This is a genomic window from Streptomyces sp. NPDC055749, assembly GCF_053617235.1.
In genome coordinates this window covers 16,636-33,201 of sequence record NZ_JBSHFH010000005.1, presented here as the reverse complement: position 1 = coordinate 33,201, position 16,566 = coordinate 16,636, and the positions used below count along the sequence as shown (strand labels likewise).

Annotated in this window: 20 protein-coding genes; 7 read left to right on the top strand and 13 right to left on the bottom strand. The window is 70.6% G+C overall.

The annotated features are described in order from the left end of the window. Window position 1: 1 nt before the first annotated feature. The gene (locus tag ACWGO0_RS05290; RefSeq protein ID WP_453528243.1) at window positions 2–1,015 is read left to right on the top strand and encodes a helix-turn-helix transcriptional regulator; all 1,014 of its coding nucleotides are present in this window, start codon (window positions 2–4) and stop codon (window positions 1,013–1,015) included. Between the two features lie 43 nt (window positions 1,016–1,058). Here the strand turns inward: ACWGO0_RS05290 and ACWGO0_RS05285 are convergent, their stop codons facing one another. The 4 genes from ACWGO0_RS05285 to ACWGO0_RS05270 form a co-directional block, all read right to left on the bottom strand. Then, the gene (locus ACWGO0_RS05285) at window positions 1,059–1,631 is read right to left on the bottom strand and encodes a Clp protease N-terminal domain-containing protein (protein WP_453528240.1); all 573 of its coding nucleotides are present in this window, start codon (window positions 1,629–1,631) and stop codon (window positions 1,059–1,061) included. After that, window positions 1,631–1,840, bottom strand: coding sequence for a helix-turn-helix domain-containing protein (locus ACWGO0_RS05280; RefSeq protein ID WP_356866897.1), 210 nt, complete (start codon window positions 1,838–1,840; stop codon window positions 1,631–1,633). Before ACWGO0_RS05280 ends, ACWGO0_RS05285 begins: the two co-directional genes overlap by 1 nt. A gap of 66 nt (window positions 1,841–1,906) precedes the next feature. Further along, the gene (locus tag ACWGO0_RS05275) at window positions 1,907–2,872 is read right to left on the bottom strand and encodes a zinc-binding dehydrogenase (protein ID WP_453528237.1); all 966 of its coding nucleotides are present in this window, start codon (window positions 2,870–2,872) and stop codon (window positions 1,907–1,909) included. A 108-nt stretch (window positions 2,873–2,980) separates the two neighbouring features. Continuing rightward, entirely contained in the window at window positions 2,981–4,240 is a 1,260-nt protein-coding gene (locus ACWGO0_RS05270; RefSeq protein WP_453528234.1) for an NAD(P)-dependent malic enzyme, read from the bottom strand. Between the two features lie 524 nt (window positions 4,241–4,764). Between ACWGO0_RS05270 and ACWGO0_RS05265 the strand changes: the two genes are divergently transcribed. The 3 genes from ACWGO0_RS05265 to ACWGO0_RS05255 are packed head-to-tail and all read left to right on the top strand — an operon-like array spanning window position 4,765 to window position 7,449. Beyond that, window positions 4,765–5,712, top strand: a complete 948-nt coding sequence (locus ACWGO0_RS05265) for an ABC transporter substrate-binding protein (RefSeq protein ID WP_453528231.1) — start codon at window positions 4,765–4,767, stop codon at window positions 5,710–5,712. 28 nt (window positions 5,713–5,740) lie between these two features. Then, entirely contained in the window at window positions 5,741–6,691 is a 951-nt protein-coding gene (locus ACWGO0_RS05260) for an amino acid ABC transporter permease (protein WP_453528228.1), read from the top strand. Then, on the top strand, window positions 6,688–7,449 hold the full coding sequence (locus ACWGO0_RS05255) for an amino acid ABC transporter ATP-binding protein (protein ID WP_453528224.1): 762 nt from the start codon (window positions 6,688–6,690) through the stop codon (window positions 7,447–7,449). The genes ACWGO0_RS05260 and ACWGO0_RS05255 overlap by 4 nt, the downstream gene beginning before the upstream one ends. 61 nt (window positions 7,450–7,510) lie before the next feature. Here ACWGO0_RS05255 and ACWGO0_RS05250 read toward each other — a convergent pair whose 3' ends face one another. The 3 genes from ACWGO0_RS05250 to ACWGO0_RS05240 form a co-directional block, all read right to left on the bottom strand. Then, window positions 7,511–8,287, bottom strand: a complete 777-nt coding sequence (locus ACWGO0_RS05250; protein ID WP_453528221.1) for a hypothetical protein — start codon at window positions 8,285–8,287, stop codon at window positions 7,511–7,513. Then, window positions 8,284–8,772: a SigE family RNA polymerase sigma factor gene (locus tag ACWGO0_RS05245; protein ID WP_453528218.1), complete on the bottom strand. Its 489-nt coding sequence runs from the start codon at window positions 8,770–8,772 to the stop codon at window positions 8,284–8,286. The genes ACWGO0_RS05250 and ACWGO0_RS05245 overlap by 4 nt, the downstream gene beginning before the upstream one ends. Before the next feature lie 141 nt (window positions 8,773–8,913). Beyond that, complete coding sequence (locus ACWGO0_RS05240) at window positions 8,914–9,675, bottom strand: class I SAM-dependent methyltransferase (RefSeq protein WP_453528215.1); 762 nt, start codon at window positions 9,673–9,675, stop codon at window positions 8,914–8,916. A gap of 88 nt (window positions 9,676–9,763) precedes the next feature. On the opposite strand from ACWGO0_RS05240, the gene ACWGO0_RS05235 reads away from it, so the two are divergent. After that, complete coding sequence (locus ACWGO0_RS05235) at window positions 9,764–10,393, top strand: CGNR zinc finger domain-containing protein (RefSeq protein ID WP_453528212.1); 630 nt, start codon at window positions 9,764–9,766, stop codon at window positions 10,391–10,393. Here the strand turns inward: ACWGO0_RS05235 and sodX are convergent. Continuing rightward, complete coding sequence (gene sodX, locus ACWGO0_RS05230; RefSeq protein WP_453528209.1) at window positions 10,297–10,734, bottom strand: nickel-type superoxide dismutase maturation protease; 438 nt, start codon at window positions 10,732–10,734, stop codon at window positions 10,297–10,299. The two genes, ACWGO0_RS05235 and sodX, sit on opposite strands and share 97 nt — an antisense overlap. Window positions 10,735–10,916: 182 nt before the next feature. Here sodX and sodN point away from each other — a divergent pair, with 182 nt between their 5' ends. Then, complete coding sequence (gene sodN, locus ACWGO0_RS05225; RefSeq protein WP_185298534.1) at window positions 10,917–11,312, top strand: superoxide dismutase, Ni; 396 nt, start codon at window positions 10,917–10,919, stop codon at window positions 11,310–11,312. Between the two features lie 74 nt (window positions 11,313–11,386). Here sodN and ACWGO0_RS05220 read toward each other — a convergent pair whose 3' ends face one another. The 4 genes from ACWGO0_RS05220 to ACWGO0_RS05205 all read right to left on the bottom strand — a co-directional run bounded on the left by ACWGO0_RS05220 (window position 11,387) and on the right by ACWGO0_RS05205 (window position 14,782). Continuing rightward, window positions 11,387–12,268: an NmrA family NAD(P)-binding protein gene (locus ACWGO0_RS05220; RefSeq protein ID WP_453528205.1), complete on the bottom strand. Its 882-nt coding sequence runs from the start codon at window positions 12,266–12,268 to the stop codon at window positions 11,387–11,389. After that, on the bottom strand, window positions 12,265–12,615 hold the full coding sequence (locus tag ACWGO0_RS05215; RefSeq protein ID WP_453528202.1) for a DUF952 domain-containing protein: 351 nt from the start codon (window positions 12,613–12,615) through the stop codon (window positions 12,265–12,267). The genes ACWGO0_RS05220 and ACWGO0_RS05215 overlap by 4 nt, the downstream gene beginning before the upstream one ends. 85 nt (window positions 12,616–12,700) lie before the next feature. After that, window positions 12,701–13,678: an NAD-dependent epimerase/dehydratase family protein gene (locus tag ACWGO0_RS05210; protein WP_453528713.1), complete on the bottom strand. Its 978-nt coding sequence runs from the start codon at window positions 13,676–13,678 to the stop codon at window positions 12,701–12,703. A gap of 150 nt (window positions 13,679–13,828) precedes the next feature. Next, a complete protein-coding gene (locus tag ACWGO0_RS05205) occupies window positions 13,829–14,782 on the bottom strand; it encodes a LysR family transcriptional regulator (protein ID WP_453528199.1) in 954 nt (317 codons plus the stop codon). A gap of 303 nt (window positions 14,783–15,085) precedes the next feature. Here ACWGO0_RS05205 and snpA point away from each other — a divergent pair, with 303 nt between their 5' ends. Beyond that, a complete protein-coding gene (gene snpA / locus ACWGO0_RS05200; protein ID WP_453528196.1) occupies window positions 15,086–15,766 on the top strand; it encodes a snapalysin in 681 nt (226 codons plus the stop codon). A gap of 82 nt (window positions 15,767–15,848) precedes the next feature. Here the strand turns inward: snpA and ACWGO0_RS05195 are convergent, their stop codons facing one another. Further along, on the bottom strand, window positions 15,849–16,517 hold the full coding sequence (locus ACWGO0_RS05195; protein ID WP_453528193.1) for a DUF6304 family protein: 669 nt from the start codon (window positions 16,515–16,517) through the stop codon (window positions 15,849–15,851). Window positions 16,518–16,566 lie beyond the last annotated feature (49 nt).

The following is a 16,566-nucleotide window of genomic DNA, read 5'->3' as shown; positions in this document are numbered from 1 at the left end:
CATGGCCCCCGTATTCGCCCACGGCCGCCTCCGCCTCTACCTGCTGAAGCTGCTGGACGAGGCCCCGCGCCACGGCTACGAGGTGATCCGGCTCCTGGAGGAACGCTTCCAGGGCCTGTACGCACCCTCCGCCGGAACCGTCTATCCCCGCCTCGCCAAGCTGGAGGCCGAGGGCCTGGTCACCCATGCCACGGAGGGCGGTCGCAAGGTCTACTCGATCACCGACGCCGGGCGCGCCGAACTGGCGGGCCGCAGCGGCGAGCTGGCCGATCTGGAGTTGGAGATCCGCGAGTCGGTCGCCGAACTGGCGGCCGAGATCCGCGACGACGTGCGCGGGGCCGCGGGCAGGCTGCGCAGCGACATGCGGGCGGCTGCTTCCGAGTCCCGGCACACCGCGGGCGCCAAGAGCGACCGGGAGTCAGGTCCCGGCGGCTTCGGCGACTTCGGAGACTTCGGGGACAACGAGGCGTGGCGCGCGGCGAAGGAAGAGCTGCGCAAGGCCAAGCAGGAGTGGAAGGAGCAGGCCCGCCGGGCGAAGGACGAGTCCCGGCGCGCTCGCGAGGACGCCCAGCAGGCCCGCCGCCAGGCCAAGGAGGCCCACGAGAAGGCGAGCGAGCAGATGCAGAACGCCGCACGTCAGGTGCAGGAGCACTTCGCACGGGGCGACTGGCCCACGGGCGTACGGGAGGGACTTGCGGAGATCACCGGCCAGCTGGGGAGCTTCGCCAGGACGGGCAACTGGCCGCCGTACGTCAAGCCGGAGCCCACCGACGCCGATGCCGGCGCCGAGGCCGCCGCCGACCCGGAGTGGGGCAGCGACTCCACGGGCTCGGGCGACCCGGCCCGCGACCTGGACCGCCTGCTGGACCGCTTCCGCGACGAGATCCGCGACGCTGCCCGGGACCGGGGCGTAACGGAGGACCAGCTGACGGAGGCCCGGCGGCACCTGTCGACGGCGGCGGACCGCATCGGCACGCTGCTGCGGAAGCCCGCCGACGGGGCCCCCGACAGCTGACGCCATGACAGGCAGGCGCAGCCCCGGCGGGCTTGACGCGCAATCAGCCCGCCTTGGCCTGCCCCTCTCCCCCGGCCCCGTACAACGCCCGTTCGACGGTCGCGTACGTCGCCCCGTGTTCCGCGAGTACGTCCGCGACCACGCCGGGGCGGGCCGTGAGCGCCAGCAGAAGGTGTTCCTCGCCGATGAAGCGGTCACCGCGCCCCAGGGCCACCCTCAGGGAGTTCTCCAGGATGCCCTTCGCGCCGGCTGTGAAGGCGCGGTGACCCGACCACCACCGCCGGCTCTTTCGGTCACCGGCCAGCGCGCCCTCGCCGTGCGTCCCCTCGACCCGGGCCACGATCTCCCCGACATCGATCCCGATACCGGCCAGCGCGTCCGTATCGGCCTTGGTCAGACCGCCGCGCCGACGGGCGTCGGCGAGCGCCGCCTCCACCGATGCGCGGCGGCCGGTGAGGCCGAGTGCAGCGGCGGCGAAGGAGGCGCGGCTGCCCTCCTGGTCCAGCAGGGAGAGGAGCAGATGTTCCTCGGTGACGGAGCCGGCCCCGACCCGTTCGGCATGGGTCACGGCGCCGGTCACCGTGGCGCGGGCGCCTGTCGTGAATCGCTCGAACATCAAACCCTCCCGTGCTTCTTGTGGACGGCCTGCCGGCTCACGCCCAGCTCGGCCGCGATCTCCTGCCACGACCAGCCCTGAACGCGTGCGCTTCTCACTTGTACGGCTTCGAGCTGCTCCAGCAGCCGCCGCAGCGCGGCGACGGCCCGCAGCCCGACCCGCGGGTCACGGTCACCGGCACGTGCGGCGAGATCCGTTGCTTCGGTCATGCCGTCAATTTACGTTGACACGGAGGACGTGTCAACCACCATTGACAGCACGGGGTCGGGAGGGAGTCAGGAGGACGTCAGCACGATCTTCCCGAACAGGTCACCGGAGGCGAGCCGTTCGAACCCCTCGCGCGCCCGGTCCAGCGGCAGCACCTCGTCGATCACGGGGCGCACACCGGTGGCCGCACAGAACGACAGCAGGCTCTCCAGCTCCTCCTTCGAACCCATCGTCGAACCGACGACCTTCAGCTCCAGGAAGAAGATCCGGGTCAGCTCGGCGTGCGCGGGACGGTCGCCGCTGGTGGCGCCGGAGATGACCAGGGTCCCGCCGGGCCGCAGGGACTTCACCGAGTGCGACCACGTAGCCGCGCCCACCGTCTCGATGACGGCGTCGACGCGGTGCGGGAGCCGGGCACCGGATTCGAACGCCTCGACGGCCCCGAGTTCGAGGGCCCGCTTGCGCTTGGCCTCGTCGCGGCTGGTGGCGTAGACGCGCAGCCCGGCCGCCTTGCCGAGCACGATGGCCGCGGTGGCGACGCCACCGCCCGCGCCCTGGACGAGCACGGAGTCACCGGGACGCACTCCGGCGTTGGTGAAGAGCATGCGGTACGCGGTGAGCCAGGCGGTCGGCAGGCAGGCCGCCTGCTCGAAGGTGAGCTCCTTGGGCTTCGGCAGCACGTTCCAGGACGGGACGGTGACCTGCTCGGCGAAGGTGCCCTGATACCGCTCGGTGAGGATGGAGCGCGGCTCGTCCGCGCCGACTCCGTGCCCGGTCTGGCCGATCACGGAGTGCAGGACGACCTCGTTGCCGTCCTGGTCGACTCCGGCGGCGTCGCAGCCGAGGATCATCGGCAGCTTGTCCTCGGCGAGGCCAACGCCCCGCAGGGACCAGAGGTCGTGGTGGTTGAGGGACGCGGCCCTGACATTGACGGTGGTCCAGCCGGGACGCGCCGCTGGCGCGGGGCGTTCACCCAGCTCGAGTCCGTTGAGGGGCTGGTCGCGGTCGATACGTGCGGCGTAGGCGGCGAACATGGCCCCGACGATAGGACGGGGCGGGCGGCTGCGTAACCGGCTACGGGTGTGACGCGCGCCGCGCATGCCGGGGGGTCCGGGGGCGGAGCCCCGGACCCCCCGCCGGCGTCAGCGGCGAGCCACGCCCTCGGCGCGGGCGGCGGCGGCGACCGCCGCGGTGACCGCGGGCGCGACGCGCTCGTCGAACGGCGACGGAATCACGTAGTCGGCCGCGAGCTCGTCACCCACGACGTCCGCCAGCGCGTTCGCCGCGGCGATCTTCATGCCCTCCGTGATCCGGGAGGCCCGGACCTGGAGCGCGCCCGCGAAGATGCCGGGGAAGGCCAGCACGTTGTTGATCTGGTTGGGGTAGTCCGAACGCCCGGTCGCCACGACGGCCGCGTACTTGTGCGCGATGTCGGGGTGGACTTCGGGGGTCGGGTTCGCCATCGCGAAGACGTACGCACCGGGGGCCATCGAGGCGACGGCCGGCTCGGGGACCGTACCGCCGGAGACGCCGATGAAGACGTCGGCGCCGGCCAGTGCCGTCTCCAGCGTGCCGGAGATGCCCGCCTTGTTGGTGATCTCGGCGAGTTCGCGCTTCACGTCCGTCAGGTCCTCGCGGTCCCGGCTGACGATGCCCTTGCGGTCGGCGACGGCGACGTCGCCGATGCCCGCCTCCAGCAGGAACTTGGCGATGGCCACCCCGGCGGCGCCGGCGCCGGAGATGACGCCGCGCAGGTCGCCGAGGGTCCGGCCGGAGAGCTTCGCGGCGTTGCGCAGGGCCGCGAGCGTCACGACGGCGGTGCCGTGCTGGTCGTCGTGGAAGACCGGGATGTCCAGGCGCTCCTGGAGCTTGCGCTCGATCTCGAAGCAGCGGGGCGCGGAGATGTCCTCCAGGTTGACCCCGCCGAAGGACGGCGCGAGCCGCACGACGGTCTCGACGATCTCGTCCGTGTCGGTGGTGGCGAGCGCGATCGGGACCGCGTCGACTCCGCCGAACTGCTTGAACAGGATCGCCTTGCCCTCCATCACGGGGAGGGACGCCTCGGGGCCGATGTCCCCGAGGCCGAGAACCGCGGTTCCGTCCGTCACGACGGCCACGACCTGCGACTTCCAGGTGTAGTCGTGGACGAGCTCGGGATTCTCGGCGATCGCGCTGCACACCTTGGCCACACCGGGGGTGTAGGCGAGGGACAGGTCGTCCTTGTCGCGGATCGGGACGGTGGCCTGGATGGCCATCTTGCCGCCGCGGTGGAGGGCGAACGCCGGATCGAAGGGCTCGTCCGGAGCGCCGGCGACACTCGCCGTACCGCTGATGTCGTTGTCCGCACTGGCCGCACCGTGCGTCTTGCTGTCGCTGCGAGGATTGACGATCTCCGCTGCCATGGTATTGACCCCTTAAGTCTTCATCGTTTGAGGGTGGCCACTCCTGGTTGAGGAGGGGTGGGCGGGGACCGCGTACGCGCCTGGCATCGAACGGGTGGCCCGCTCCGCCAGGGGAGGTACATACGCGCGGGCGCGCCGCACACGCGCCCTGAGCCCCGGATGAGGGGTGTAAACGTCTTTCTTACCGGATGAACCGCACCTCGGACGAGTCGGTATCGACGCGGTGACATGACTCATAGTCGAATATCGGGACAAGTCCACTCAGCGGCCTAAAGGTCGTCCAGCAGTCGAGACACGCCGGAGATTCTCCGGCCGGAAGACAGAATTCCAGCAGAAGGTCCGGCCTTGATGTACCGGCCCGCTGGGGTACGGGGGTGGCCCGTTATCCGATTTTGACATGCCCGGCACCCTGAATGGGCTAGTCCGAATGGCAAGATGCCTGAATCACACAGGGTGGCGACGCCCGACAGGAAGTTCGCCCCCCACCTGGCAGTCCACCCTCACCACGCCGGAGGATCACCACCATGACCGCAAGCACCACTCGTCGTACGACCGCAAAGTCCCGGATTGCAGCGGTCGGCGCCATCGCGGTCGCCGGCACCATGCTGCTGACCGCGTGCGGCGACCAGACCGACAGCGGCTCCGAGACGTCCACCAGCTCGAGCGCCCCGCTCGCCGATCTCCTCCCGAAGGACATCAAGGACAAGGGCGAGATCAAGGTCGGTTCGGACATCGCGTACCCGCCGGTCGAATTCAAGGACAAGTCCGGCAAGACCGTCGGTATCGACCCCGACCTGGGTGCCGCGCTCGGCAAGCAGCTCGGTGTGAAGTTCACATTCGAGAACGGCACATTCGACACGCTGATCACGGGTCTGCGCTCGAAGCGCTATGACATTGCGATGTCGGCGATGACCGACAGCAAGGACCGCCAGAACGGCGTCGACCCGGAGACCGGCAAGAAGGTCGGCGAGGGCGTCGACTTCGTCGACTACTTCACCGCCGGTGTCTCGATCTACACCAAGAAGGGCGACACCAAGGGCATCGCCACGTGGGCCGACCTCTGCGGCAAGAAGATCGCGGTCCAGCGCAACACCGTCTCGAACGACCTGGCCAAGGCCGAGAACAAGAAGTGCCCGGCCGGCAAGAAGATCGCCATCGAGGCGTTCGACACCGACCTGGAGGCCCAGACCCGCCTGCGCAGCGGTGGCGCCGACGCCGGTTCCTCCGACTTCCCGGTCGCCGCGTACGCGGTGAAGACCTCGGGCGGCGGCAAGGACTTCGAGATCGTCGGCGAGCAGGTCGAGGCCGCCCCGTACGGCATCGCCGTCGCCAAGGGCAACGACGAGCTCACCAAGGCCATCCAGGCGGCCCTGGACGCGATCATCAAGAACGGCGAGTACGAGAAGATCATCGCCAAGTGGGGCGTCGAGGCCGGCGCGGTCACCGAGGCCAAGATCAACGGCGGATCCTGACGGATTCCGGCGCTGAAGGGCATCGCTTGTGACTGACATCAAGAAGACGGGGCCGGCCGACGAGCCGCCCAAGGCACCCACCCCGGCGGCCGGGCCGGAGGCCATCAAGGCCATTCCGGTCCGCCACTACGGGCGCTACGCCTCCGCCGCGATCGCGATCATCGCATTCGCCGCGGTCGTCTACGCGTTCTCCCAGGGCCAGATCAACTGGGATGCCATCCCGGACTACTTCTTCGACGACCGCATCATCAAGGGCGTCGGGCAGACTCTGCTGCTGACCGCCCTGTCGATGGTGATCGGCGTGGTCGGCGGCATCCTGCTGGCCGTCATGCGCCTGTCGAAGAATCCGGTGACCTCCTCGATCGCCTGGTTCTACATCTGGTTCTTCCGCGGCACCCCGGTCCTGGTCCAGCTCTTCGTCTGGTTCAACCTGGGTCTGGTCTTCGAGTACATCAACCTCGGGCCCGTCTACAAGGACGAGTGGTCGTCCTTCATGACGCCGCTCCTGACCGCGCTGCTGGGCCTGGGTCTCAACGAGGCCGCCTACATGGCCGAGATCTGCCGTGCGGGTCTGCTCTCGGTCGACGAGGGCCAGACGGAGGCCTCGCAGGCGCTGGGCATGAGCCACAGCAAGACGCTGCGACGCATCGTGGTCCCGCAGGCGATGCGCGTGATCGTGCCGCCGACGGGCAACGAAGTCATCAACATGCTCAAGACCACCTCGCTGGTGGCGGCCGTGCAGTTCACGGAACTCTTCCGTTACGCCCAGGACATCGGGCAGGCGTCCGGCGCCCCGGTCGAGATGTACTTCCTGGCCGCGGCCTGGTACCTGATCATGACCTCGGTGCTGAGCGTCGGCCAGTACTACCTGGAGCGGCACTACGCGCGAGGTTCGAGCCGGACCCTGCCGCCGACTCCGTTGCAGAAGATCCGGGCCAACGTGCTGTCGCTTGGCCGCCCGAAGGGAGCCAAGGCATGACCGCCATGGTGAAGGCCGAGGGCGTACACAAGTCCTTCGGCGCCGCGCACATCCTCAAGGGCATCGACCTGGAGGTGGCGCAGGGCGAGGTGTTCTGCCTCATCGGCCCCTCGGGCTCCGGCAAGTCGACCTTCCTGAGGTGCATCAACCACCTGGAGAAGGTCAGCGCCGGCCGGCTGTACGTCGACGGCGAGCTCGTCGGCTACCGCCAGAAGGGCGACAAGCTCTACGAGCTCAAGGACAGCGAAGTCGCCGTGAAGCGCCGGGACATCGGCATGGTCTTCCAGCGCTTCAACCTGTTCCCGCACATGACGGCCATAGAGAACGTCATGGAGGCGCCGGTCCAGGTCCGGGGCGAGTCGAAGTCCGTCGCCCGGGAGCGGGCCGTGCGCCTGCTGGACCGGGTCGGCCTCTCCGACAAGGCGAAGAACTACCCGTCGCAGCTCTCCGGCGGACAGCAGCAGCGGGTGGCCATCGCCCGTGCGCTGGCCATGGAGCCGAAGCTGATGCTCTTCGACGAGCCGACGTCCGCGCTCGACCCCGAGCTGGTCGGTGACGTCCTGGACGTCATGCGCGGTCTGGCCGAGGAGGGGATGACGATGATCGTCGTCACCCACGAGATGGGCTTCGCCCGTGAGGTCGGCGACGCGCTGGTCTTCATGGACGACGGCGTGGTGGTCGAGTCCGGCCACCCGCGCGACGTACTGACGAACCCGCAGCACGACCGGACGAAGTCGTTCCTGTCCAAGGTGCTGTAGCAGGTACGGAAAGGGGCGGTACGGGCGTCGAGCCCGTACCGCCCCTTTCGTGCACCCGCCCCTACTTCTCCGGCAGCAGCTCCGGGCTCAGCATCAGCGTGCGCAGCTGGTCACGGGTGAGCGGCGGGGTCTTGAGCAGGGGCCCCAGCGCGTGCTCGCTCTCGAAACCGGTGCTGTCCCTGACGGTCAGCAGCCCGCCGTCCTGCAGGGTGAGTTCGCCGATGATCTCGGCGCCCCACTGCGGAGTGCCGCCGTCTCCATTGTCGAACTGCCTGCTCCAGGTCGTGAGTACCCGCCCGTCCGGCAGGACCTCGCGCTCGCAGTCGGTACGGCGGGGCCTCTGGCTGTCCTGCTCCGCGCACAGGTCCTTCGGCATGTGCGTTTCGCCGAGCTTCCTGGCGATCCCCTCACGAGTCATGTTGGAGAGGGCCAGGTAGCCGACGCCGCCGTCCGTACGGACCGCGTACTGGCCGTCCAGCGGACCGATGTACTTCTCCTTGGCCTCCTGGCGTGTCGCCTGCTTGAGCAGGACGGCGAACGAAACCTGCCCGATGTCCCCCACATCGGCGGGCAGCAACGCGGACAGCCGCGCGGCCTTGCCGCTCTTGCCTGCCGGCTCCCCGGACGCCGCCACCGAGGACCGCTCCGGCTTCGCCTCCGCCCCCAGCTGCGGCACCGCGACCGCTCCCGCCGCGACGACGGCGAGCGCGGCGGCCGACACGGTGGCACGCCGCCGCCACCGCACCCTGGCGGCCTTCGCGTACACCGCCTCGGTGGTCACCGTGGACCGTCCCGCCTCGTCCGCGACCCGCCCCAGCAGCTCCTGTACGTCGTTCATGCAGGCTCCTCCACCATCTCGGCGCGCAGCGCCGCCAACCCCCGAGCCGTGTGGCTCTTGACCGTGTTCTCCCGCATCCCGAGCAGCGCGGCCGTGGCCTCGACGCTCAGGTCCTCCCAGTAGCGCAGCACCAGCACCGCGCGCTGCCTGGCCGTGAGCCGGGCGAGCGCCGCCCTGACCATCAGCCCGGTGTCCGTGTCGGCCGCGGTGTGCGCCGTCTCGGGCAGTTCGCCGTACGCCCGTTCGCGCCGCCAGAAGCGGCGCCTGGAGGCGATGAAGGTGTTGACCAGGGTCTTGCGTGCGTACGCCTCGATGTTGTCGAGCCGCCCGTGGCGCCGGCCACCGAGCACGACCTTGACCAGCGTCGTCTGCACCAGGTCCTCGGCCTCGTGCCGGTCGCCGCAGAGCAGATAGGCGCTGCGGAACAGCGCCGTGCGTCTGCCCTCGACGAAGGCGTGCAGCGCGGCATCGTCGTCGATCCGCATTCCCCGCCCCTTTCCGGGTCCGCGGGTGCGGACCGTCCCACCCTTCCAGTGCGCCGGGGTGCTCGGCGGGTTGCAGTGCCAGGAGTACGAAAGCGGGGCGGCACGGACCGAGGTCCGCACCGCCCCACGCCTGCCGCTGTACTACTTGACCGCGAGCACCAGGCTGTCCGAGGGCGAGGCCCAGACGGCGCGGGCCTCCGCGAAGCCCGACTCGCGCAGGGTGCGGGCGTGCCACTGCACGGACGGCATGTCGCCGTCGGCGTGCTCGCCGTAGATCTCGAACCGTTCGGCGGTCGGTCCTGCGAGGACCGGGTCCTTGGCGGCGAGGGCCCACCAGTCGGCCCAGTCGAGGACGCCCGCCGCCTTGGCGCGGTCCATCCCGGCGTGCCGGTGGGCGCGTTCGGCCGCGTTGATACGCGGGGTGTCGGCGTCGATCATGCGGTCGGCGTTCATGAACAGACCGCCGTCCCTGACGAGTTGCCCGATGCGGCCGTACAGCGCGGCCAGCGGCTCGCTGTGCAGCCAGTGCAGCGCGGTGGCGGTCAGCACGGCATCGTACGAGTCGAAGGGGAGCCGCTCCGCCCAGGAGGGGTCCTTGAGGTCGGCGGTGACGAAGGTGACGCGTTCGTCGCCGTCGAAGGTGCCGCGGGCGATGGCGAGCAGCGCGGGGTCGAGGTCGACACCCGTACTGGTGGCCTTCGGGAACCGCTTGAGGAGCCGGTCCGTAATACTTCCCGTACCGCACGCCAGGTCGAGTACGCGCGGTTCGGGCCCCACCACCGCCTCGACCATGTCCAGCATCACCCGGAACCGCTCCTCGCGGTCCGGCATGTACCACTCCTGCTGCCGGTCCCAGCTCGCCTGCCATGCCGGCCAGTCGGCACCCGTCACTGTTTCCGTCACCCGAACCTCCACGTAATACCCAATTACCGCGACCACCCATTACACTGGTCGACGCATCGACCTTAGACCGACGCCGTAAGGACTACAAGTGGAACTGGCCTATTACTCGGACTATGCCCTGCGCCTGGTCAACACCGAGGAGCCGGCCCGCAGCAAGGACGTCCTCACGACGGTCGACGCGGTCCGCGACCTCTTCGGCGCCAACGCGCAGGCCGCACGCCGCGCGACCGACGCGGACGTGACCCGCTTCCGGTCCGTACGGGCGCGGCTGCGCGCGGTCTTCGAGGCGGCCGACGGCGGCGACGAGACGCTCGCGGTCGATCTGCTCAACTCACTGCTGCTGGAATTCCCGGTGAGCCCGCAGATCTCCGGCCACGACACCCGTGACGAGGACGGCAAGCCGGACTGGCACATGCACCTGGCCGACCACCCGTCGAACGCGACGGCCGGTTACGCCGCGATCGCGGTGATGGGCCTCGCCTTCCACCTGACCTCGCACGGCGTGGACCGGCTCGGCCTGTGCGAGGCCGCACCGTGCCGCAACGCGTACCTGGACACCTCGACCAACCGCTCGCGGCGCTACTGCTCGGACCGCTGCGCGACCCGGGCCAACGTGGCCGCCTACCGGGCCCGCAAGCGCCTGGAGACCGAACGGTCGGCGGAGACGGGCCTCAGCGCGGACACCGCCCAGCCCAGCACACCGAACACCGACCTCTGATCCCGCTTCAGCGGCCGGTAGCGGGCCCGCACCCGGGCGAGCACCAGCTCCTCGGGCACCGTCCCGTAGTCCGTGCTGTCGCCGCCCGCGAACGTGTTGTCACCCAGCACCCACCAGCCGGCCCCGCGGCGCTCGGCGGCACGCTTCACGACCAGCAGATCCTGCTGGAAGGGATGCCGCAGGATCACCACGTCCCCCGGGCGCACCGGCGCCCCGAACTGCACGAGCAGCCAGTCGCCGTGATAGAGCGTGGGCACCATAGAAGGCCCCGTCACCTCGACCACCTGAAACCGCACCCGCGCCGTCCGTCCTCGCCCCGGCCCCTGTGTCAGCCCCGGCATCTCCCTGGCTCCTCCCGGTCCGTCCTCCAGTACACCGCCGTACGCAGCACTCCGTACATTCGGCCACTGGTCCCATCCTCACCCTGGACTTTTGGCCTAAGCCCATGGGGGCACCCGCAAAAACCCGGGTCTCACGGAGTAATGTCCCACCTGAGAAGACGATCACGAGGAAGGACAGCTCAATGCTTTCCCGCCTGTTTGCCCCCAAGGTGAAGGTCAGCGCACACTGCGACCTGCCCTGCGGTGTGTACGACCCGGCCCAGGCCCGCATCGAGGCGGAGTCCGTCAAGGCCGTCCAGGAGAAGTACCAGGCCAACGAGGACGCGGACTTCCGCACGCGCGCCGTTCTGATCAAGGAACAGCGTGCCGAGCTCGCGAAGCACCACGTCTCGGTGCTCTGGAGCGACTACTTCAAGCCCCCGCACTTCGAGAAGTACCCGGAGCTGCACCAGCTGGTCAACGACACCCTGAAGGCGCTCTCCGCGGCCAAGGGTTCGAACGACCCGGCGACGGGCCAGAAGGCTCTGGACCTGATTGCCCAGATCGACGCCATCTTCTGGGAGACCAAGAAGGCTTGATCTTCGGTCAGGCCGTCCGACCTGCGGTTTCGCCGGTCGGGCGGCCTTTCTGTTTGCACCGCGGGAGCCTTGCGTCAGCCGCCCGTGAGCAAGTGGCGGTAGCTGGCCGGGTTCTCGTCCAGATACGTGGCGAAGCTCTTGGCCGGATGGCCGCTGAGCACCGGCACGGCGTCCGAGACCGTGTCCATCTCGCCGGCCGCGATCGCCTCGTACGAGGTCACCCAGCCCGCGACTTCCCAGTCCTCGGCGCCGTACGAGGAGCGGGAGGCGTACGCCTCCTCCCTGGTCTCGGGGACGTAGCGGACCGGGCGGCCGGTGCGGCGGGCCAGTTCCTCCGCCGCCTCGGCGAGCGTGAACGCCTCGGGTCCCGTGAGGTCGTAGGTGGCACCGTCGTGGGTGGTGCCCTCGTCGAGCAGTACGGCCGCGGCCGCGTCGGCGATGTCCTCGTGCGCGACCGCCGAGACCCGGCCGTCGCCGCCCGGCCCCCGCAGGACACCGTCCGCGCTCGTCATCGCCGGGAGTGCGGCGAGATACCAGCTGTCGCGCAGGAAGGTGTGGCGCACCTCGGCCACCCGGATGTGCGCCTCGGTGTGCCAGTGGTCGCGGGCGAACGTGAACGTCGCGTCCGGTGAGGCGTTGAGGAACGAGACGTACACGATCCGTTCGACCCCCACCGCCACGGCCGCGTCCACTGCCGTCGTGTGCTCACGCACCCGGTCCGGGCTCTCGTGCGCGGAGACGAGGAAGAGCGTGTGCGCGCCGTCGAGGGCGCGGCGCATCGCCTCGCCGTCGCCGTAGGGCGCGGCCGGGGCCACGGTCGCGCCGGGCAGTTCGGGCAGCTTGGACGGGTCGCGGCCCAGGAGCCTTACGGGGACGCCGGTCCGGGCGAGCCGCCGTGCGACCCGTCCGCCGACCGCGCCGCTCGCGCCGGTCACCGCGATGAGGGGGGCGATCACTGGAGTTCGTGGTCCTTTCGTTGCCAGGGGAGCACATCCACGACCGCGTCCACCGGGAGCGGCCCGTAGATGTGCGGGAACTCCTCGCCGCCGGGCGCCATCGCTTCGTACCGCACGGGCACGGTGAGCCGGCCGGGGTCGATGACCAGCACCACCAGGCCCTCGTCGTCGTCCCCGTACAGCATCTCGGCCACGCCGGGCAGCTGGTGCGCCAGCGAGCAGTGGATGAAGCCCTCCTCGTGGACGGTCCGGCCGCGGGTGGACATCTCGTACGTCCCGATCGCACGGGCGGCCTCCCACAGGGGGGCTTCGGTGAGGTGGAGCACGTGCCGCGTCGGTTCGGTCATCGGCCCACGCTAACGGGGCGGGTCCTGGGTGGAGCGGCGGCGTGCCCCGCGCGCCGCGACCAGTACCCGGCCGGATGCGGACGGCTCAGCCGGCCAGCAGCTTCGCCTCGAGCTCCGGGTCGAGTCCCACCTTGGGGCGGTCCGGCCGCTGCGGTGCGGTGCCGCCTTCCCCGAGCAGCCACGTCCAGGTGTCGGCGACCGTCTCCGCCACCGGCCGGCAGTGCAGCCCCGCCTCGTGCGCCTTGCCGACGTCACCCATGTAGAGCGTGTCGTAGAGCTCCCCCGCGGGAAGCCAGACCGGCAGGTCGCTCCAGGGTTCGACGCCTGCGGCGAGCAGCGTCCCGGGGTCGGTCCAGCGCAGGTCGGCATCGGAGCCCGTGGCCCGCACACAGGCGTCGAGCAGCTCGCCCATGGTGGTGTGTCCGGGGTGGCTGACGAGGTTGTACGGGCCGTGGAGGCCGTTCACCGCGGCGTCCAGGATCCACGTGGCGAGGTCGCGGGCGTCGATGTACTGGATGTCGGCGTCCCGCGGGCCCGGTGCGATCACCGGTCCGCCGCGGGCTATCCGCCCCAGCCACCACGGCAGGCGGCCGATGTTCTCCCCCGGGCCGATGATGAGTCCGGCCCGGGCCAGCAGGGCGCGGTCGCCGAAGGCGTCGAGCGCGGCCAGTTCCCCACCGCGCTTGGCCAGGGCGTACGAGACGTCCCCGCCGGCGTCGGGCGAGGCACCGGACACCAGCGGGCCGTCCTCCGCCAGTCCGGCCGGGGCGGGGTATTCGTACACGGAACGGCTGGACACGTACGTGTAGTGCCCCACCCGCCCCGACAGCAGCCGGGCGGCGTCCCGGACGGCCGAGGGTGCGCCGCTCCAGGTGTCGACGACCAGGTCCCAGCTTCCGTCGGCCAGGGCCGCGAGGCCGTCCTCGGTGGTGCGGTCGCCGGTCAGGGCGGTGACTCCCGGCGGTGGCGCGTGGTGCCCGCGGTGGAACACGGTGACCTGCCAGCCGCGCGCCAGCGCCGCCTCGGTGACGGCACGTCCGACGAATTCCGTACCACCCAGCATCAAGAGCTTCATACGGCGACTCTGCACGGCGGGCGGCCGGTTGGGAACGCCGCCTCGCTACGGGCAGAATCCGCGTGTCGTACGGCGCGGTGCGCGGGAATCACAGTGTGTGCGGGACTCACGGTGTGCCGTACTCACGGTGTGCCGTACTCACAACGTGCGGGCGAGCGGGCTGCGGTGGCGCAGCAGCCACTGGTGGTAGGGGGCCGCCCGCAGCGCCGCCTCGCGGTACGCCGCCTCCAGCTCCCCGTACACCACCGTCATATCGGTCCCCGGCCGGGAGACCAGCAGGAGGCGTACGGCGAGGGGGTCGCCCCGCAGCGGGCGGATCGCCATGTCCTCGCGCGGTCCTGAGGTGGGCTGGCAGGGGGCGACCACCTCGCCGAGTACGACGAGGGAGGCCGCGGTGAGGTAGTCGCCGTGCAGGACGGGCGGGTCGAGTCCGGCGGCGCCGAGGACTCTGCGTACGCCGTCCCACTCGCCGTCCACCGTGGGGTCGACCATCCACCGGTCGGTGGCCAGATCCCCGAGGTCCACCACAGGGCGGGCGGCTGCCGGGTGGTCGCGGGCCATCGAGATGAACTGCGGCTCACGGTCCAGCAGTACGCGCTGACGCAGACCGTCGGGAACGGCGAGCGGGCAGCCTTCGACCTCGTGCACGAAGGCCACGTCGAGGCGCCCCGCCTCGACGCTGCGGAGCAGGGCATGGGCCGAGACGTCGACGCGCAGCGAGATGTCTGTGCCGGGCAGCACGACCCGCAGTCTGCGCAGCCAGCCGCCGATGACGCGGCTCGCGGTGCAGCCGATGCGAAGGAGCGGGCCGCTCCCACGGGCCGCTCCCGCCTCCGCCAGGGACTCGCTGACGAGGGCGCTCATGCCGTCGACGAGGGGGCGGGCGCGGCTGATGACCGATCGGCCGAGCAGCGTCGGCCGGCAGCCGGTGCGTTCGCGGCGGAACAGTTCGGCGCCGAGGGCGTTCTCGATCCGTCGCAGCTGGGTCGTCAGTGAGGGCTGGCTGACGCCGAGCTGCCGGGCCGCGCGGTGCAGGCTTCCCGTGTCGGCGATGGCGCAGAGCGCCCTGAGGTGCCTCACCTCAAGCTCCATGCTGTGAGGGTAGGGCGGCGCGACCGGCTCGCACCAGACGCCACAACCGCACCAAAGGACAGCAATTCAGCGGCTGTTGGGGCGCTCGACCAGTGATGGTCGTGTGCGGTGGATGTGTGGGCGATAGGGCGGTGCTATCGCCGGTTGGCATCATCCGCAACGGCCCCGCGCGCCCCCACACTCTCTGCGTACCGCACCCGTCCCGAGTCCGCACACCGGACAGGTTCGCCCTCCTGGCCGGCCTGTCGGTGCGTCGGACGCCAGTCGGCGGACGGGTTCATCGGACCGCTAGGAGAACCCCCCATGAGACACCTCCGGACCATCATCGCCTCGGCTGTCGCCGGTCTCGGCCTCGTCGCCGCCCTGGGCGCGACGCCCGCGGCCGCCGCCGATCCGGCATCCGCCGCACCCACCAGCACCTCGTCGGCAGCGACGGCGGCGGCGGGCTATGCCGCGTACGCCGGGTCGAGCGAGAACGCCGCCGCGAACCGGGCGTTCCACAAGGCCGTCATGAAGTCCGTCGCCGAGAAGCGGGCCGCCAACCCGGGCGCCGCCTCGGTCACGGTCGTCTACAGCGCCGCCAACGCGCCGAGCTTCCGCAGCCAGATAGCCAGCAGCACCCAGATCTGGAACGGCTCGGTCACCAACGTCAGGCTCCAGGAAGGCTCGAACGCGGACTTCGCGTACTACGAGGGAAATGACTCCCGCGGTTCGTACGCGAGCACCGACGGGCACGGCAACGGCTACATCTTCCTGGACTACCGGCAGAACCAGCAGTACAACTCGACCCGCGTCACATCCCATGAGACCGGGCACGTGCTCGGCCTCCCGGACCACTACACAGGGCCGTGCAGCGAACTGATGTCGGGCGGCGGCCCCGGCACGTCCTGCACCAACGCCTACCCGAACGCGGCCGAGCGCTCACGGGTGAACTCCCTCTGGCAGAACGGCTTCGCGGCCTCCCTGGCCGGCGCCACTTCCTGACCGGGCCCCACCCCGGTCCCGCCACGAGGAGCCGCTCCCGATCCGGGGCGGCTCCTTGTGCGTGGGCGCTCACGCGTCCGGATCAGGCGTGCTCCAGCGGGAACGCGCCCCGGTGCCCGGTGCCCGCCCCTTCCGCGGGACGCGCCTCGAACTCCCGGCAGCTCCAGATCTCCTGTACGAACCCGGAGCGCCGGTCCCACAGCTGGGCGACGTCCCCGGCGTCCGCGGCGCCGCGGTACTCGTCCTTGGCGCCACGGAAGCAGGCGAGACCACCGGAGAGCCCGCGGGCCGGATCCGGGAAGTAGTCGGAGAAGGCGCAGGCGATGCAGGTCTGGAGGCGAATTCCCTCCGGGAGCACGCGCTGGATGGTCGCCAGGGCCGCCGCGAAGTCACCCGCGGCACGCGCCGATTCGTACACCGCACCGTCCAGATGCAGGGCGAGCGCCAGATCCGGATCTGCGCGGCGCAGCGACAGCAGGCAGCTGAGGGTGGCCTGGCGGAGCGTGCCGGACACGAGGACCGGGAGCGGGAGGTCCCACTCCAGTACGCAGTCGTCGAGCACGCCGTCCACCAAGGCGAACTCCGCGCCCTCCGGCGGGACCCCGGCCACGGGACCGAGGGCGCCGAAGCTCTCGCCCTCGAAGTCGACACCTCTGATCCGGATGCGGAGTTGCTGTCCGTCCGTGGTGAGAATGACGGCGACGGAACCATGACGGTCCCGGTACCAGCCTGCCCACGACTCATCTGTCATGAGCAGGGACTGTAGCCCGTACGCGTCGCCGCCTCGGTGGCACCCTCCG

Excerpts from the sequence above, each read along its gene's own strand:
- ACWGO0_RS05265 (WP_453528231.1), top strand. The coding sequence starts at position 4,765 with ATGACCGCAAGCACCACTCGTCGTACGACCGCAAAGTCCCGGATTGCA.
- ACWGO0_RS05270 (WP_453528234.1), bottom strand. The coding sequence starts at position 4,240 with ATGGCAGCGGAGATCGTCAATCCTCGCAGCGACAGCAAGACGCACGGT.
- sodN (WP_185298534.1), top strand. The coding sequence starts at position 10,917 with ATGCTTTCCCGCCTGTTTGCCCCCAAGGTGAAGGTCAGCGCACACTGC.
- ACWGO0_RS05195 (WP_453528193.1), bottom strand. The coding sequence starts at position 16,517 with ATGACAGATGAGTCGTGGGCAGGCTGGTACCGGGACCGTCATGGTTCC.
- ACWGO0_RS05275 (WP_453528237.1), bottom strand. The coding sequence starts at position 2,872 with ATGTTCGCCGCCTACGCCGCACGTATCGACCGCGACCAGCCCCTCAAC.
- ACWGO0_RS05210 (WP_453528713.1), bottom strand. The coding sequence starts at position 13,678 with ATGCTGGGTGGTACGGAATTCGTCGGACGTGCCGTCACCGAGGCGGCG.
- ACWGO0_RS05250 (WP_453528221.1), bottom strand. The coding sequence starts at position 8,287 with ATGAACGACGTACAGGAGCTGCTGGGGCGGGTCGCGGACGAGGCGGGA.
- ACWGO0_RS05280 (WP_356866897.1), bottom strand. The coding sequence starts at position 1,840 with ATGACCGAAGCAACGGATCTCGCCGCACGTGCCGGTGACCGTGACCCG.
- ACWGO0_RS05245 (WP_453528218.1), bottom strand. The coding sequence starts at position 8,772 with ATGCGGATCGACGACGATGCCGCGCTGCACGCCTTCGTCGAGGGCAGA.
- ACWGO0_RS05290 (WP_453528243.1), top strand. The coding sequence starts at position 2 with ATGGCCCCCGTATTCGCCCACGGCCGCCTCCGCCTCTACCTGCTGAAG.
- snpA (WP_453528196.1), top strand. The coding sequence starts at position 15,086 with ATGAGACACCTCCGGACCATCATCGCCTCGGCTGTCGCCGGTCTCGGC.
- sodX (WP_453528209.1), bottom strand. The coding sequence starts at position 10,734 with ATGCCGGGGCTGACACAGGGGCCGGGGCGAGGACGGACGGCGCGGGTG.
- ACWGO0_RS05255 (WP_453528224.1), top strand. The coding sequence starts at position 6,688 with ATGACCGCCATGGTGAAGGCCGAGGGCGTACACAAGTCCTTCGGCGCC.
- ACWGO0_RS05215 (WP_453528202.1), bottom strand. The coding sequence starts at position 12,615 with ATGACCGAACCGACGCGGCACGTGCTCCACCTCACCGAAGCCCCCCTG.
- ACWGO0_RS05285 (WP_453528240.1), bottom strand. The coding sequence starts at position 1,631 with ATGTTCGAGCGATTCACGACAGGCGCCCGCGCCACGGTGACCGGCGCC.
- ACWGO0_RS05205 (WP_453528199.1), bottom strand. The coding sequence starts at position 14,782 with ATGGAGCTTGAGGTGAGGCACCTCAGGGCGCTCTGCGCCATCGCCGAC.